This window comes from Mycobacterium sp. 012931, from assembly GCF_000419295.1.
In the GTDB taxonomy this organism is placed as follows: Bacteria; Actinomycetota; Actinomycetes; order Mycobacteriales; family Mycobacteriaceae; genus Mycobacterium; species Mycobacterium marinum.
On sequence record NZ_AOPX01000001.1, the window covers coordinates 4186313 to 4201934 of the forward strand.

Below are 15622 nucleotides of genomic sequence, written 5' to 3' on the forward strand. Positions count from 1 at the left end.
CCGTTGTGTAGCGCGCTGCACACCCCGCGTTGCCCGACCCGGTCGGCGGCCCCCTCTACGATGCAGGGTATGCAGACCCGCCGCCGTCTATTCGCTGTCCTCGCCGCCCTCGGCACCGCCACCGCCCTGGTTGCCGGCTGCTCGTCGGGCACGAAGGACAGCGGCGGACCACTACCCGATGCGACACCGTTGGTGAAGCAAGCAACCGAGCTCACCAGGAACCTCAAGAGCGCGCACCTGGTCCTCACCGTGAACGGCAAGATCCCCGGCCTGTCGATGAAGACGCTCTCCGGCGATCTGACCACCAACCCGACCGCCGCGAAGGGAAACGTCGAGCTCACGCTCGGCGGATCTGCGATCGACGCCGATTTCGTGGTGGTGGACGGAACCCTGTATGCCACCCTCACCCCGAACAAGTGGAGTGATTTCGGCCCGGCTGCCGACATCTACGACCCGTCGCAGATCCTGAACCCGCAAGTTGGCCTGGCCAATGTGCTGGCCAATCTCCAGGACGCCAAGGCCGACGGTCGCGACACCATCGACGGACAGACCACGATCCGGATCACCGGAAAGGTCACTGCCGAGGCGGTGAACCAGATCGCGCCCCCGTTCAATGCAACAGAACCCGTGCCGGGCACCGTGTGGATTCAGGAGAACGGTGACCATCAGCTGGTGCAAGCCAAACTGGATCGCGGGTCGGGCAATTCCGTCGAGATGACCTTGTCCAAGTGGGGCGAGCAGGTCAGCGTCAGCAAGCCCCCGGTGAGCTGATGAGCACGCAGACAGGGCGCCGCGTCGCCATCAGCGCCGGCAGCCTGGCGGTATTGTTGGGCGCCCTCGACACCTACGTCGTGGTCACCATCATGCGCGACATCATGGGCAGCGTCGGCATCCCGGTTAACCAATTGCAGCGGATCACCTGGATCGTCACCTGGTATCTGCTCGGCTACATCGCCGCGATGCCGCTGCTGGGACGGGCTTCCGACCGGTTCGGCCGCAAGCTGATGCTGCAGGTCAGCTTGCTCGGCTTCGCCGCCGGCTCGGTGGTCACCGCGCTGGCGGGGCATTTCGGCGATTTCCATATGCTGCTCGCCGGCCGGGCACTTCAAGGTGTGGCCAGCGGTGCGCTGCTGCCGATCACCTTGGCGCTGGGTGCGGATCTGTGGGCACAACGAAACCGCGCCGGCGTCCTCGGCGGTATCGGAGCCGCCCAGGAACTCGGCAGCGTGCTGGGGCCGCTCTACGGGATTTTCATCGTCTGGTTGTTCCATGACTGGCGAGACGTCTTCTGGATCAACGTCCCCCTGACCGCGATCGCCATGCTGATGATCCAATTCAGCCTGCCGGCGCACGACAAGAACGCAGAGCCGGAGAAGATCGACCTGGTTGGCGGTGCGCTGCTGGCAATCGCGTTGGGGCTCGCCGTCATCGGGCTGTACAACCCCAACCCGGACGGCAAAGAGGTGTTGCCGAGCTACGGACTACCGGTGCTGACCGGCGCGATCGTGGCCGCGGTGGCGTTCTTCGCCTGGGAGCGGTTCGCTCGAACCCGGCTGATCGACCCGAATGGGGTGCACTTCCGGCCGTTCTTGGCCGCCCTGGGTTCATCGGTGGCCGCGGGTGCCGCGCTGATGGTGACTCTGGTGAACGTGGAGTTGTTCGGCCAGGGCGTGCTGAGCATGGACCAGACCCAGGCGGCGGGGATGCTGCTGTGGTTCCTGATCGCCCTTCCGATCGGCGCGGTGACCGGCGGGTGGATTGCCACCAGAGTCGGCGACCGGGCGGTGACGTTTGTCGGGCTACTGATCGCCGCCGGCGGCTATTTGCTGATTTCGCATTGGCCCGTCGATCTGCCGGATTATCGGCACATCATCTTCGGCTTGTTCACCGTGCCCGCCATGCACGCCGACCTGCTGGTGGCCGGCCTAGGGCTTGGCCTGGTGATTGGGCCGCTGTCGTCGGCCACGCTGCGAGTTGTACCGGCCGCCCAACATGGCATCGCCTCGGCGGCGGTGGTGGTCGCGCGGATGACCGGCATGTTGATCGGTGTGGCCGCGCTGAGCGCCTGGGGTCTGTACCGGTTCAACCAGATCCTGGCGGGATTGTCGGCGGCCGTACCGCCCGACGCGACCTTGCTCGAGCGCGCGGCCGCGATCGGAGCCCAATACCAACAGGCATTCGCCTTGATGTACGGCGAAATCTTCACGATCACCGCGTTTGTGTGCGTCTTTGGTGCGGTGCTGGGTCTGCTGGTCAGCGAACGCAAGGAGCACGCGGAAGAACCGGAGATCTCGGAGGAACCGGCCGTAGCGCCCCGGCCGTGAGTCGCTCGCGCGACACCAGGCTGAGCAACAGGTCGGGGCCGCACCGCTCGACGCCGTCGAACTGCCAGCGCAATGCGTGCGCGATGCTGGACACGCCCACGTCGTCAACGGCGGTGACCGGGCCGCCGAGCAGGATCGGCGCCACGTAGGCCAGGATGCGGTTGATGGCTCCGGCCCGTAAGAAGGCCCCGGCCAGGGTCGGACCCCCTTCTAGCAACACGTCGGTGCGGTCGGAGAGGGCTCGCAGGACCTCCACCGGCTCGTGGGTCTTGATCATCATCGTTCGCGCATCGTCGTTGAGCACCTTGGCTTCGGGCGGAATGTCACGCTTGCCCACCACCACGCGCAGCGGCTGCTCGGCCGCCAAGGAACCATCCGACAGCCGGGCGGTCAGGGTTGGATCGTCAACCAGCACGGTGCCGGTACCGACCACGATCGCATCGGAAATGGCGCGGCGCCGATGCAGATCCGCACGGGCCGCCTCGCTGGAAATCCACTGGCTGGAACCGTCGGCGGCAGCGCTACGGCCATCGATACTCGTGGCGTACTTCCAGGTCACATGCGGCAACCCGGTGCGCTGCTTGTGCAACCACTCCCGCAACGGTCCGGCCGCCACATGATCGGCCAGCACGCCGGATCGCACCTTCAGGCCGGCGGCCGACAGCCGCCCCGCGCCCCCACCTGCGATCCCATTGGGGTCGGCGACGCCGTATATCACCGTTCCGACCCTGGCTTCGATCAACGCGTTCACACATGGCGGAGTCTTGCCGAAGTGGTTACAGGGCTCCATGGTGACCACCGCTATGGCGCCGGCCGCCAAACCACCCGCCTTGCGCAGCGCCACCACCTCGGCATGATCACCACCGGAGGGCTGGGTGCCGCCGATGCCGACGACCCGGCCTTCCTGGTCGACAATGACAGCGCCGACCGGCGGGTTCGGGTACGTCGCGCCTTTGACCAGCATCGACTGCTCGATCGCCAGACGCATCGCCTCTTCGAGGCTCTTGACCTGTTCGACTGTCATCTGGCGCTCACCGGCCGTGATGGCTGGAAACGGCCCCGGCCTGTCGCCGAAGTGCCTCCACCGCGGCAGCGGGATCCTGGGCTCCATACACCGCCGACCCGGCGACGAAGCAGTCCACGCCGGCCTCCGCCGCTTGCTCGATGGTGTCTGCGTTGATGCCGCCGTCGATCTCGATCAGGATCGTCAACTCACCCGAATCGACCAGCTTGCGTACCGTCCGCACCTTGCTGAGCACCTCGGGAATGAAACTCTGTCCGCCGAAGCCGGGCTCCACCGACATCACCAGCAGGGTGTCGAAGTGCGGCAGGATCTCGAGGTAGGGATCCAGCGGGGTTCCCGGTTTCACACTGAACCCGGCTTTCGCACCGGCCGCGCGAATGTCGCGGGCCACCGCGATCGGGTTGTCGGTGGCCTCGGCGTGAAACGTGACGTTGTAAGCCCCGGCCTCGGCGTAGGGCGGAGCCCACCGATCCGGGTTGTCGATCATGAGATGGCAATCCATTGGAATGTCGCTGGCCGCCAGCAGACTCTCCACCACGGGAAGCCCGAGCGTCAGATTGGGCACGAAGTGACCATCCATCACGTCGACGTGCAACCAATCGGCACCGCGCACCGCAGCGGCTTCGTCGGCTAGCCGGGCAAAGTCAGCTGACAGGATCGACGACGCGATCATGGGACCCCCGATGCTGTTAGGCATGAGCGACACACTACTGAGCCGCGCGGCGCGACGCGCGACGCACGTCGGCGATTCGCTCCCGCTGCCTCATGCCCGCCTGCGCAGCGCCGCGGCGAACATGGCGTCGGTGCCGTGCCGGTGCGGCCACAGCTGCACGTACGGCCCCTCCCCCAGGCCCTCGGTGATGGGCTCGAAGAGTGCTCGGGTATCCAGCGCATCCACCGGGTGCCGGCGTAGCGCGTCGGCGACGACCCCGACGGTTTCGGCCAGGTGCGGCGAACAGGTGGCATAGAGCACCACCCCGCCCGGACGAGTCAGGTTGATCGCCGCGGCCAGCAGCTCACGCTGCAGCTTGACCAGGGTGGGCACGTCCGACGGTTGCCGGCGCCAGCGGGCTTCCGGCCGCCGGCGCAAGGCGCCCAGGCCGGTGCAGGGCGCATCGACGAGCACCCGGTCGAAAACCGGTTCCAGGTCGGTGTAGCGCCCGTCACCACGGACGAGATCCACCGGCAGCCCGCCGGTGTTGTCCGCCACCAGGTCGGCGCGATGCGACGACGGCTCCACGGCGGTCACCCGGGCCCCCGTTGCCACGCCCAGCGCGGCCAGCAGCGCCGTCTTGCCGCCCGGCCCCGCGCACAGGTCCAGCCACCGGCCCGAGTCGCCCTCGACCGGGGCCAGCGTCAACGCCCGCGCCACCAATTGACTGCCCTCGTCCTGCACCAGCGCCTGACCGTCGCGCACGGGCGCCAGCAGCCCCGGGTCACCACCGAGCAGGTACACGGCGTACGGCGAATACCTGCCCACGGTGCCGCGCACCTCATCGGCCAATGCGGCGGCCGTCAGCACCCCCGGACGAGCCGCCAGGTGCACTTGTGGACGCTCGTCATCGCTGGCCAGCACCGCATCGAGTTCCGCCGCCGACGGGCCCAGCGCGTCAGCGAAGGCCTGCGCGATCCAGCGTGGGTGAGCATGGACGAAGGCCGCGTGCCCGACGGGGTCGCGGCGCGGGTCTGGCGCCAGCTCCTGGACCCACGATTGCTCATCGCGATCAGCGATCGTGCGCAGCACTGCGTTGACAAAACCCGCCCGCGCCGAATCGAATTCGATGCCGGCTTGTTCGACCGTGGTGGACACCGCGGCGTGGGCGTCCACCCGGGTGCGCAACAGCTGATAGGCACCTAGCCGCAACAAGTCCAGCAGGAAGGGGTCGATCGCCTCGGGCGAACGTCCGGCCGCCGCTCCGATGATGGCGTCGAGCAGTCCCCTGGCCCGGCAGGCGCCATAGGTCAACTCGGTGGCGAAGGCGGCGTCGCGGCCGGTGATGCCGCGCTCCCTCAGCAGCGCGGGTAGCACCAGGTTGGCGTAGGCGTTGCGCTCACTCACCGCCCGCAAGGCGTTGAACGCGGCGCCGCGCGCCGGGTCCAGCGGCCGCCGGCGCGGGCCCCTGCGCTGGTTCGGCACGCCCGTGCCCTCGGAGCGTCGCGGCTTTCGGTCCGGCCGATTTCGCTGTCGTTTGTCCTGGCCGGGGCTCATGATGCACGCACGCTGGGGTCCAGGCGGGCACCGCGTGCCCAGTCGGCGGCGTTCATCAGCTTCTTGCCCGGCGGCTGGACCTGGCCCAATCGCAAAGGTTCCGAGCCAGTGCCGACCCACACGTGCTTGCGATCCACCTGAATCGCACCTGGGGGCAAGGGGCCGGGAGGTTCGACCGCGGCATCGAGATACACCGGCCCCAACTTGACCCGCAGGTCACCGATGAGCGTCCAGGCGCCCGGATTGGGAGTAACGGCCCGGATCCGACGCTCGATGATGGGCACCGGCAACTCCCACCGCACCCTGGCCTGCTCGACGGAGATTTTCGGCGCCAGCGTGACTCCGTCCGCAGGTTGCGGGCGCGCTGTCAAAGCCCCCTCGGCGATCCCGTCCAGGGTGGCCGAGAGCAGCTCGGCACCCGAAACCGCAAGTCGCCCAAGCAGATCGCCAGCGGTATCGGTGGGCCGGATGGTCTCGGTGACCACCCCGTACACCGGTCCGGAATCCAGACTGGGCTCGATCTGGAAGGTCGTGGCCCCAGTGACCGCGTCACCCGCGGCAATGGCGGCTTGCACCGGCGCCGCACCACGCCATGCCGGCAGCAGCGAAAAATGCAGGTTGACCCAGCCCTGTGGCGGCACCCCGAGCAGCGCGTCACCCAGGAGCGCGCCGTAGGCGACCACCGCACAGCACTGTGGCGCCAATTCGGATAGTTCAGCGACAAACTCCGCCGAGTTCGGCCGTGACGGCCGCAGCACCGGGATGCCCCGTTCCAGCGCCGCACGCGCCACGGGCGACGGTTCTGGCTTACCGCGCCGACCCGAAGCGGCATCGGGCCTGGTCAACACCGCGATCACCTCGTGTCGCGGCGAATCGATGAGCTGATGGAGCGCTGGCAGCGCAGTTTCGGGGGTACCGGCAAAAACGAGACGCACCGGGACAGTCTAGGAAGTGCCTGTAAAGTGGCGTGGACCACAATCTTCAATGGCCAGATTCTCAGCCGTTTATAAACTTGCTATTGCATACTATGTCCTGCGGAAACGTTCTGCGAGCAAGCAGTCGAGTTTTCCCGCCGCGCCTGCGACGACGATGTCGAAGTAACGCAGCCCTTTCCCTTTCCTTTTGAGGAGCTCTGAATGACTATCGACACACCCATCCGCGAGGACGTATCGCTCGCGGCTACACACCGGGCGATGTGGGCACTGGGCGACTACGCATTGATGGCCGAAGAGGTGATGGCTCCGCTCGGCCCGATCCTGGTCGCTGCCGCCGGCATTGGGCCCGGCGTGCGCGTGCTCGACGTTGCGGCCGGCTCCGGCAACATCTCGCTTCCGGCGGCCAAGTCGGGCGCCACGGTGGTATCGACGGACCTGACACCCGAACTGCTGCAACGGTCCAAGGCGCGCGCCGCAGCCCAGGGATTGACCCTTGACTACCAGGAGGCCAACGCACAGGCACTGCCGTTCGGCGACAGCGAGTTCGACACCGTGATCTCGGCGATCGGCGTGATGTTCGCCCCGGATCACCAGTGCTCAGCCAACGAACTGGCCCGCGTCTGCAAGACCGGCGGAACCATCGGCGTGATCAGCTGGACGCCAGAAGGTTTCTTCGGCCGCATGCTGGCCACCATCCGGCCCTACCGCCCGAGCCTGTCGGCGGCCCTGCCCCCGTCTGCGCTATGGGGACGGGAAGCCTACGCCCGCGGCCTGTTTGGGAACCACGTCTCCGACATCCAAACGCAGCGCGGACAGTTGGAGGTCACACGCTTCCAAACGGCGCAGGCCGTGCACGACTACTTCAAGAATCACTACGGCCCGACGATCGAGGCCTACGCGAACATCGGCGACAACGCGGTGCTGGCGGCCGAACTCGACGCCCAGCTGGTTGAACTCGCCGACCAATACCTGACCGACGGCGTCATGGAATGGGAGTACCTGGTTCTGACCGGCACCAAGAAGTAAGCCGCTCCGCAACCGGGCCGGGGCCGCCCGCCAATTCGGCGGGCGGCCTGGAACGGCTGAATCCCGACGTCTTCGAGAGGACCCCAAAGACCCAAAGCCCAAATGGGCACCAAAAGGCTGAGCCTATAGATCCATCTCGACATTTGCGTCCGGCTCACCGCCGGCCGCGGTGAACGCGGTCAGCGCGCGAACCAACCCCTGCCGTTCGGCCGGCGGCATCTGCTCGACGATACGAGCGATTTCGTCGCGCCGGTGCGCGGTGACCCGGCGGACGAGATCACGACCACGCTTGGTCAACACCGCGAGTAGTTCACGACGCGAGGTCGGGTGCGGCTGTCGGTCGATCATCCCGGCGCTGACGAGACGGTCGACCATCCGGCCGGTCGCCGACAGCTGCACCCCAAGCAGGTTCGCCAGCGTGGCCAGATTGACCGGTCCCCGATTGGACAGAATGACCAGGGTCCTAAATTGCGGGATGGTGATGTTCTCATCGACCTGCGCGATCGAATGCGCCGAGATGCCTACCAACAGCCGAGACGCCGTTAGCAGCGCATCGGTAATCATGTCCAGTGACTCTTCAGCTGCCGTCGCGTTCTCGGTGGACATTAATGGCCCCCTTCCCCGGATTTCGCTGGGCTTTTCAAGTTCGTTGTCGCACAAAACAGGCTGCAGCAAGGGAAGAATCTAGCAGCGCCCTACATTCGTAGACAGCGATTATTGATCACGTATACAATTGCCGCCGGGCAACGATCGGAAGTGGTTTCCCTGCGCCTGCCTTGCGCCGACGATGGTGTCGCAGCAAATTTCCCGAATTCGGTCAGGAGGGGCAATGGCTCTTGACACACCAATCAGCGATCGGCGGGCCCCGGCAACCACGCATCGGGCCATGTGGGCGTTGGGCGACTATGCGGTACTGGCCGATGAAGTACTGGCCCCGCTGGGGCCAATCCTGTTCTCCACCAGCGGCATTCGCCCCGGAGGTCGCGTCCTCGACGTTGCCGCGGGTTCGGGGAATGCGTCGATCGCCGCGGCGGTTGCGGGTGCTCATGTCGTCGCCTGTGACCTCACGCCGGAACTGCTGCGCAGCGCTCAGCGACGCGCCGCGGCAGCGGGAGTACACCTCAGCTGGCGGGAAGCCAATGCCGAGACCCTGCCCTTCGGGTTCAACGAGTTCGACGCGGTGCTTTCGACGATCGGGGCGATGTTCGCTCCGCGTCATCAGCGCACGGCCGACGAGCTGGCCCGGGTATGTCGCAGGGGCGGCAAGATCAGTGTGCTGAGTTGGACGCCGGAGGGGTTCTACGGCCAGTTGCTCTCCACCCTCCGGCCGTACCGGCCGACGCTGCCGATGGGCGCCCCGCATGAGGTGTGGTGGGGGCGCGAAGAGTACATCGGCGACCTGTTCAGCGACCACGTGTGCGATGTCCGGACACAGCGGGGCTCGTTGCGGGTAAAGCGGTTCGGGCAACCCGAAGAATGCGTCGATTACTTCAAGGATTACTACGGACCGACGATCAACGCCTACCGCAATATCAGCGACGACCCCCAACGAGTTGCCCAGCTCGACGCCGAACTCATCGAACTCAGCCGCGAATACCTCACCGACGGCGTGATGGAGTGGGAGTACCTGATTTTCACCGCGCGCAAGCGCTGACGATGGATCAATGCAGGTTAGCCGATGTGCAGCGGGTCGATCTGTACCCGGACCGGTTCATGAGTCTGGCGTGCGCTGAGCACACCGACTCCGCGGCGCAGACACCCGGCTAGTTCCAGACCCTGTTCCCGGCGTACCCGCACCAGCATCCTGGTCACGGGCACGCCGTCGGGGGTGCCTGCCGGGCGGCGTACCCCCGGCGGCAGGTCGACCGGGCCGAGCATGTCTGCGTCTTCGGGCAACCGGGCCTGATCCAGCAAGGCCAGGACCGCCTCCGCGGTGCCATCGATGGCGGCGATGTGCACGCTCGGCGGCAGCCCGACTTCGCTACGGGCCTCCAGCTCGGCTTCGGCGTGCCCCACCGGGTCCCAGCGGATCAGCGATTGCACCGTCGGGATAGACGATTCGGCGACCACCGCCACCACGCCTCCGTCGGCACGCGAGCGCACCAGGGCCGCTGCAGCCATCCAACGGCAGAGCGCTTCCTCGGCCGCGCGCAGATCTTGACGGCCCAACAACGCCCAGGTATCCAGCAACAGGGCGGCCCCGTATCCCCCGGCTGCCCGGGGCTCAGCGCCCGGGGTGGCCACGACCAGCGCCGGGCGAGCATCGACGTCGGGCACGATCGCATCGCCCGCCGAGGTGATCACCGACGTACCGGGGAAGGCGCGTCCCAGCTCTTCGGCGGTGCGCCGGGCTCCAACGACGACGGCCCGCACGGTGTCCGACCCACAGCGCGTGCAGCGCAGCAGCGGTTCCCCATGCCCGCACCATCGACAGACCGCGCCGGGCGCGCCGCGTTCCGGCAGGGACAGCGGCCCCGTGCAATGTCGGCACCGCGCGATTGCCCGGCAGCGCCCACAAGCCAGGGAGGGCACGTACCCGCGCCGTGGCACCTGGACCAGTACGGGCACCCCCGCCTGCAACGACGAGCGGGCGGCGTGCAGGGCGATCGATGGCAGACGCGCGGTCCGTGCGGCCGGGTCGCGTTCGTCGGCGTAGCCGCTGTCATCGAGGGCAATGACGCGCGGGGTGCGCGCCCGAACCACCTGCCGGGCCGCGACGATGTCATGCGCCCACCCGCTTCGCACCAGGGCGTAGGCCTCGGCGGTTCGGGCGTAGCCGCCGATCAACGCCGCGCACCGGGCTTGATGTGCCCGCAGCATCGCCACCTCCCGGGCGTGCGGGTAGGGCGCCCGCGGCTCGGCCAGGGTGTCGTCGCCGTCCGCCCAGACCATGACCAACCCCAGGTCGCTCAGCGGCGCGAACACGGCGCTGCGGGTACCGATCACCAGTCGTGCACCACCCCGCAGCGCGGCCAACCAGCGTCGGTAGCGGGCGGCCGGACCCAATCCGGCCGACAATGCCGCCACGCTGCGCTCATCGATGCGGGTTGTCGCCGCTCGCCACAGCTCGTCGAGGTCCCGCTGGTCGGGAACGATCGCCAGCACCGCCCGGCCGGTGCGCACCGTCTGCGCGGCGGCCTCGGCGAATCGATCGGCCCACGGCTCGCCGGGTAGCGCCTGCCAGACGGCACGCGCCGCCCGCGCCTCGCCGAGGGCGTCCAAGAATTGGCCGCCCCTGCCGTACCCCGCCCAGCCGGCCCCATCGACCGGAGCCACCTCCGGCAGGTCCGGCCGCGTTGCGACTTCGCGCTCCACCCGCGCATGCCGGGCCGGCACCGCCAGCCGCAAGACGTCCGGCCGGGTGCCTGCATAGCGAGCGGCCACGGCGTCGACCAATCGGCGGATCTCCGGCGTGAGCACCTGTTCGGCCGATACCACCCGATCCAGCCAGCCCAGCTTGCCCTGGTGGTCGGTGTCGTTGCGGCGCTCGAGCACAAACCCGTCGACCAATCGGCCGTGGAACCGCACCCGGACCCGCACCCCGGGCTGGGCATCGTCGGACTGCTCGGCGGACACCAAGTAGTCGAATTCACGATCGAGGTGGGGCACCGAAAGCATCGGTAGTACCCTCGCGATCGGCTCTACCTCGATCGGTACGCGCTCGCAGCCTCGAGATGATTTGCTAGACAATCTTTTTCTTGCTTTTTCGCAACAGCGGACGCGGCGCCTCAGCCGTCGACAGCGGCCGGCCCGTTATCCGAAATATCCCGGCCGAAGAAGAACCCGGCGGTAATCAAGATCTCCGCGGCGGCATATGCCCACCAGATCGGCACCGCCAGGGCCTCGTTACCGAGGATGAACCGGCTGATCGCGATCATCGAGTCCGATACCGCGAAACTCAACGCCCCCACCGCTGTCCATATCGTCGGAAGCCTGGTGACGAAAGCCGTGCACACCATGGCGGTCAGCACCAGGATGTAGACCGTCACCGGAATCGTCAGATTTTCCTGACCGAGGTGCGGCCAAAACCAAATCAACAGCCCCACTGAGACCACGCACATCAACGCCGCCGCAGCGATCCGTGGACGCGATGGAACCGCCCCCCAGGCCATCGGCAGCATGGCTCCGAGAAAGCACAAGTGGGCCAACAAGAACGAACCAAGCCCCAGCACAAATGACTGGGTCCACCACGGGATTGCCAACAACCAGTCACCGGCGGCGGAAAACAGCAACGCCGCTATCAGCCACCGTCGCTCGCGCGCGATCGGGTGGGCGGCCGCCGCTAGCGCGAGCAGCACCGCCATCGATGCCTTGAACGGCGGCTGCAGGATCCAATGCCCGGTCAGTTCCATACCCTGCGGGCGGCGCATCGCGATGATGGTCAGGTACACGCCGTAGCCGAGGCCGGCCCATCCGGCGAGCACCCAGCCGCCGGTCACCAACCGAGGTGCGTACGGTACGTCCATGCCCAGTTTGGACAAAACCGCAGACGAGAAACCCGCTATCGACCCCATCATGCAGAAGGTACTGGATGCGGTTCCGTTTCGGCTATCCACCGAGGACGGAATCGATGCGGTACGTCAGCGGCTGCGGGACTTGCCACGCCGGCCCGTGCACCCCGAGCTTCGCGTCGAGGACCGGGCCATCGACGGACCGGGTGGATCCATCCCCATTCGGATCTATTGGCCACCAATCAGTCCCGATGCCACCGATCCACTACCGGTGGTGCTGTTCTTTCACGGCGGCGGCTTTGTCATGGGCGACCTGGACACTCACGACGGAACCTGTCGTCAGCATGCCGTCGGGGCCGACACGCTGGTCGTTTCAGTCGATTACCGCTTGGCCCCAGAGCACCCCTACCCCGCGGCCATCCAAGATGCTTGGGCCGCAACGCGATGGGTCGCCGACCACGGATCCACTATCGGCGCTGACCTCAACCGGGTAGCCGTGGCCGGTGATTCAGCAGGTGGAACCATCGCTGCGGTGATCGCACAACAGGCCCGGGACAATGCCGATGGCCCCATACCGCCGATCGCCTTTCAACTGCTGTGGTATCCGTCCACGATGTGGGATCAGACATTGCCGTCGTTCACCGAAAACGCCACCGGCGAGGTTCTCGACGTCAAGGCCATCGCCGACTTTTCCCGCTGGTATGCAGGCGATACCGACCTGTCTAACCCACCAGCGGGCATGGCTCCGGGCCGCGCCGAGAACCTGGCGAATCTACCGGCCGCCTACATCGCGGTGGCCGGCCACGACCCGCTACGTGACGACGGCATCCGGTACGGCGAATTGCTGGCCGCTGCCGGCGTCTCGGTTGAAGTTCACAACGCCGGATCCCTGGTACACGGCTACATCGGCTATGCCGGCGTGGTGCCCGCGGCCACCACCGCCATGGAGCGCGGGCTGGCGGCATTGCGCGTTGCGCTGCACGGATAGGCCACAAGTGCGTACCGTGTAGGACCCATGACGGAGCAGATCAGCACCCGCCCCGGCATCGATCCCATCCTGAAGATGCTGCTCGACGCGGTTCCGATGACCTTTTGCGCCGCAGACGGCGTCGAATTGGCCCGCGAACGGCTCGCCGCGCTCAAAGCACCACCGGAACTGCTCCCCGATTTGCGGACCGAGGACCGCAAGATCGGCTATGGCGAGCTTACCGACATCCCCGTCCGAATCTATTGGCCCACCGTGGAGCCCGACCGGGTCCTTCCGGTCGTCGTGTACTACCACGGCGGCGGCTGGGCGCTGGGCAGCTTGGATACCCACGACCACGTCGCGCGGGCGCATGCGGTGGGCGCGGAGGCCATCGTGGTCTCCGTCGACTACCGGCTCGCTCCGGAGCATCCCTACCCGGCCGGGATCGAAGACAGCTGGGCCGCGTTGCGGTGGGTCGGTGAGCACGCTCACGAGTTGGGCGGGGACCCGAACCGGATCGCCGTAGCCGGCGACTCCGCTGGCGGCAACATCTCGGCGATCATGGCGCAGCTGGCCCGTGACCATGCCGGTAATGGCGCTCCGAACCTGGTCTTCCAGTTGCTGTGGTACCCGTCGTGCGTCGGCGACCTGGCCCTGCCGTCCTTCAGCGAAAACGCCACAGCGCCCATCCTGGATCTCGAGGTCATCGACGCGTTCCTGTCGTGGTATGTGCCCGACCTTGACGTCAGCGACCACACGGCGCTGCCTGCCACGCTCGCGCCGGGCAACGGCGACCTGACCGGGCTACCTCCGGCCTTCATCGGCACCGCCGAACACGACCCGCTGCGTGACGACGGGGCCCGTTATGCCGAGTTGCTCACTGCCGCGGGGATAGCGGCCGAGTGGTGCAACGAGCCCAACCTGGTGCATGGCTACGTCAGCTTCGCCGTGGTGGTGCCCTCAGCCGCCGAAGCAACCAGCCGCGGCTTGGCGGCACTGCGCAAAGTGTTGCATTACTAACAAGAACTAGCAGGGACTCGAAAGACCCGGGAGTCCGGCCCTTACCGGCCACCGCCGTCAGCCATACAGTGGTGCCATGGCCCTCGAGGCGGCGCTGATCCTGCGGCCCGAGCACGGAGTTCTCGGCATCGGAGGGGAACGCTAGTGAGCATCGAACCGGACTACCAGATCGTGATCGTCGGCGCCGGATTCTCCGGCATCGGTGCCGCGATCAGCCTCGACAAGGCGGGATTCGGCGACTACCTCGTGATCGAAGCCGGCGACGGCGTCGGCGGAACCTGGTTCTGGAATACCTATCCCGGCATAGCCGTGGATATTCCGTCGTTCTCCTACCAGTTCTCGTTCGAGCAGAGCCCGGACTGGTCGCGCAGCTACGCACCCGGCCGCGAGCTCAGGGCCTACGCCGAGCACTGCGCCGACAAGTACGGCATCAGGCCCCGAATCAGGTTCAACACCAAGGTCCTTGGTGCCGAGTTCGATGACGAGCGCAGTCTGTGGCGTCTGCAGACGGATCCCGGCGGCGAACTGACCACCCGATTCATCATCAATGCCAGCGGCGTTTTGACCGTGCCAAAGCTTCCTGACATTGCCGGCGTCGACTCCTTCGCCGGCGTCACCATGCACACCGCGCGCTGGGATCACAGCCAGGAGCTGACCGGCAAACGCGTCGGGATCATCGGCACCGGCGCGTCGGCGGTCCAGGTCATCCCGGAAATCGCACCAATCGTGAAACACCTCACGGTGTTTCAGCGAACTCCGATCTGGTGTTTTCCGAAATTCGACTTTCCGTTGCCGGCAGCGCTGCGCTGGGCAATGCGCATCCCGGGCGGAAAAGCGCTGCAGCGGCTACTCAGCCAGGCCTATGTGGAGGCGACCTTCCCAATCTCGGCGCACTACTTCACGGTGTTTCCGTTGGCGCGCTGGAGCGCGGTGCTGGGACGGCGCTATTTGCGACAGCGGGTCGACGATCCGGTGGTGCGCGACCAACTCACCCCACGCTATGCGGTCGGCTGCAAACGACCCGGATTCCACAACGGCTACCTGTCCACCTTCAACCGCGACAACGTGCAGCTGGTCACCGAGCCGATCGAGAAGATCACCCCGACATCGGTGGCCACCGATGACGGCACCGACCACGAGATAGACGTGCTGATCCTGGCCACCGGCTTCAAGGTGCTCGACACCGACGATGTGCTGACCTATCCGGTCATCGGACGCGCAGGTCGATCACTGAGCCAGTTCTGGGAAGAGCATCGCGCGCAGGCCTACCAAGGCGTCAGCGTTCCCGGATACCCCAATTTCTTCGCCGTGTTCGGCCCGTATGGCTACGTGGGTTCGTCGTATTTCGCGCTCATCGAGACCCAGACCCACCACATCCTGCGCTGCCTGAAGCGGGCCCGACGCGACGGCGCGACCCGGGTCGAGGTGACCGAGGAAGCCAACGCCCGCTACTTCGCCGAGATGATGCGGCGCCGGTACCGCCAAGTGTTCTGGCAGGACAGTTGCCGCCGGGCCAACAGCTACTACTTCGACAAGAACGGCGACGTGCCGCTGCGTCCCACCACCACCGTGGAAGCCTACTGGCGTGGCAGGCATTTCGATCTCGACGACTACCGCTTCGGACGCTGAGAGCTCCCCCGAGACAAAACTCACGTCGCCGACCTCG

At 66.8% G+C, this 15622-nt stretch carries 13 protein-coding genes and 1 pseudogene; 7 read left to right on the top strand and 7 right to left on the bottom strand.

Annotated elements, in window-relative coordinates; all coding sequences use genetic code 11:
• Nucleotides 1–69 precede the first annotated feature (69 nt).
• Nucleotides 70–771 carry an LppX_LprAFG lipoprotein gene (locus tag MMSP_RS18330; RefSeq protein WP_036426705.1) on the top strand — a complete coding sequence of 234 codons (702 nt, stop codon included), beginning with the start codon at nucleotides 70–72 and terminating at the stop codon, nucleotides 769–771.
• On the top strand, nucleotides 771–2324 hold the full coding sequence (locus tag MMSP_RS18335) for an MFS transporter (RefSeq protein ID WP_020787835.1): 1554 nt from the start codon (nucleotides 771–773) through the stop codon (nucleotides 2322–2324). The genes MMSP_RS18330 and MMSP_RS18335 overlap by 1 nt, the downstream gene beginning before the upstream one ends.
• Before the next feature lie 7 nt (nucleotides 2325–2331).
• On the opposite strand, the pseudogene ribD reads toward MMSP_RS18335, so the two are convergent.
• The 4 genes and pseudogenes from ribD to fmt form a co-directional block, all read right to left on the bottom strand.
• Nucleotides 2332–3348 (bottom strand): annotated as a pseudogene (gene ribD / locus MMSP_RS18340) (bifunctional diaminohydroxyphosphoribosylaminopyrimidine deaminase/5-amino-6-(5-phosphoribosylamino)uracil reductase RibD); the annotation flags it as partial.
• 7 nt (nucleotides 3349–3355) lie between these two features.
• Nucleotides 3356–4054 carry a ribulose-phosphate 3-epimerase gene (rpe, locus tag MMSP_RS18345; RefSeq protein WP_086084666.1) on the bottom strand — a complete coding sequence of 233 codons (699 nt, stop codon included), beginning with the start codon at nucleotides 4052–4054 and terminating at the stop codon, nucleotides 3356–3358.
• A 57-nt stretch (nucleotides 4055–4111) separates the two neighbouring features.
• Complete coding sequence (locus MMSP_RS18350) at nucleotides 4112–5557, bottom strand: RsmB/NOP family class I SAM-dependent RNA methyltransferase (RefSeq protein WP_262491669.1); 1446 nt, start codon at nucleotides 5555–5557, stop codon at nucleotides 4112–4114.
• Complete coding sequence (gene fmt / locus MMSP_RS18355) at nucleotides 5554–6492, bottom strand: methionyl-tRNA formyltransferase (RefSeq protein WP_020787838.1); 939 nt, start codon at nucleotides 6490–6492, stop codon at nucleotides 5554–5556. Before fmt ends, MMSP_RS18350 begins: the two co-directional genes overlap by 4 nt.
• A gap of 201 nt (nucleotides 6493–6693) precedes the next feature.
• Here fmt and MMSP_RS18360 point away from each other — a divergent pair, with 201 nt between their 5' ends.
• Nucleotides 6694–7518: a class I SAM-dependent methyltransferase gene (locus MMSP_RS18360; RefSeq protein ID WP_012393978.1), complete on the top strand. Its 825-nt coding sequence runs from the start codon at nucleotides 6694–6696 to the stop codon at nucleotides 7516–7518.
• 123 nt (nucleotides 7519–7641) lie between these two features.
• Here the strand turns inward: MMSP_RS18360 and MMSP_RS18365 are convergent, their stop codons facing one another.
• A complete protein-coding gene (locus MMSP_RS18365; RefSeq protein WP_020787839.1) occupies nucleotides 7642–8124 on the bottom strand; it encodes a MarR family winged helix-turn-helix transcriptional regulator in 483 nt (160 codons plus the stop codon).
• Between the two features lie 223 nt (nucleotides 8125–8347).
• Between MMSP_RS18365 and MMSP_RS18370 the strand changes: the two genes are divergently transcribed.
• Nucleotides 8348–9172, top strand: a complete 825-nt coding sequence (locus tag MMSP_RS18370) for a class I SAM-dependent methyltransferase (protein ID WP_020787840.1) — start codon at nucleotides 8348–8350, stop codon at nucleotides 9170–9172.
• Between the two features lie 17 nt (nucleotides 9173–9189).
• Here MMSP_RS18370 and MMSP_RS18375 read toward each other — a convergent pair whose 3' ends face one another.
• Nucleotides 9190–11136 (bottom strand): primosomal protein N', encoded by a 1947-nt coding sequence (locus MMSP_RS18375; RefSeq protein WP_020787841.1) that lies wholly within the window; start codon nucleotides 11134–11136, stop codon nucleotides 9190–9192.
• A gap of 110 nt (nucleotides 11137–11246) precedes the next feature.
• A complete protein-coding gene (locus tag MMSP_RS18380) occupies nucleotides 11247–11984 on the bottom strand; it encodes a lysoplasmalogenase (protein WP_020724949.1) in 738 nt (245 codons plus the stop codon).
• On the opposite strand from MMSP_RS18380, the gene MMSP_RS18385 reads away from it, so the two are divergent.
• The 3 genes from MMSP_RS18385 to MMSP_RS18395 all read left to right on the top strand — a co-directional run bounded on the left by MMSP_RS18385 (nucleotide 11983) and on the right by MMSP_RS18395 (nucleotide 15585).
• On the top strand, nucleotides 11983–12957 hold the full coding sequence (locus MMSP_RS18385) for an alpha/beta hydrolase (RefSeq protein WP_012393973.1): 975 nt from the start codon (nucleotides 11983–11985) through the stop codon (nucleotides 12955–12957). The genes MMSP_RS18380 and MMSP_RS18385 overlap by 2 nt on opposite strands.
• Before the next feature lie 27 nt (nucleotides 12958–12984).
• Nucleotides 12985–13956 (top strand): alpha/beta hydrolase, encoded by a 972-nt coding sequence (locus tag MMSP_RS18390; protein ID WP_012393972.1) that lies wholly within the window; start codon nucleotides 12985–12987, stop codon nucleotides 13954–13956.
• A gap of 150 nt (nucleotides 13957–14106) precedes the next feature.
• The gene (locus MMSP_RS18395; protein ID WP_085981920.1) at nucleotides 14107–15585 is read left to right on the top strand and encodes an NAD(P)/FAD-dependent oxidoreductase; all 1479 of its coding nucleotides are present in this window, start codon (nucleotides 14107–14109) and stop codon (nucleotides 15583–15585) included.
• Nucleotides 15586–15622: the final 37 nt, after the last annotated feature.

Coding starts and splice junctions, on each gene's coding strand:
- MMSP_RS18330 (WP_036426705.1), top strand. CDS start 70: ATGCAGACCCGCCGCCGTCTATTCGCTGTCCTCGCCGCCCTCGGCACC.
- MMSP_RS18335 (WP_020787835.1), top strand. CDS start 771: ATGAGCACGCAGACAGGGCGCCGCGTCGCCATCAGCGCCGGCAGCCTG.
- MMSP_RS18350 (WP_262491669.1), bottom strand. CDS start 5,557: ATGAGCCCCGGCCAGGACAAACGACAGCGAAATCGGCCGGACCGAAAG.
- MMSP_RS18360 (WP_012393978.1), top strand. CDS start 6,694: ATGACTATCGACACACCCATCCGCGAGGACGTATCGCTCGCGGCTACA.
- MMSP_RS18365 (WP_020787839.1), bottom strand. CDS start 8,124: ATGTCCACCGAGAACGCGACGGCAGCTGAAGAGTCACTGGACATGATT.
- MMSP_RS18370 (WP_020787840.1), top strand. CDS start 8,348: ATGGCTCTTGACACACCAATCAGCGATCGGCGGGCCCCGGCAACCACG.
- MMSP_RS18375 (WP_020787841.1), bottom strand. CDS start 11,136: ATGCTTTCGGTGCCCCACCTCGATCGTGAATTCGACTACTTGGTGTCC.
- MMSP_RS18385 (WP_012393973.1), top strand. CDS start 11,983: ATGCCCAGTTTGGACAAAACCGCAGACGAGAAACCCGCTATCGACCCC.
- MMSP_RS18380 (WP_020724949.1), bottom strand. CDS start 11,984: ATGGACGTACCGTACGCACCTCGGTTGGTGACCGGCGGCTGGGTGCTC.
- MMSP_RS18390 (WP_012393972.1), top strand. CDS start 12,985: ATGACGGAGCAGATCAGCACCCGCCCCGGCATCGATCCCATCCTGAAG.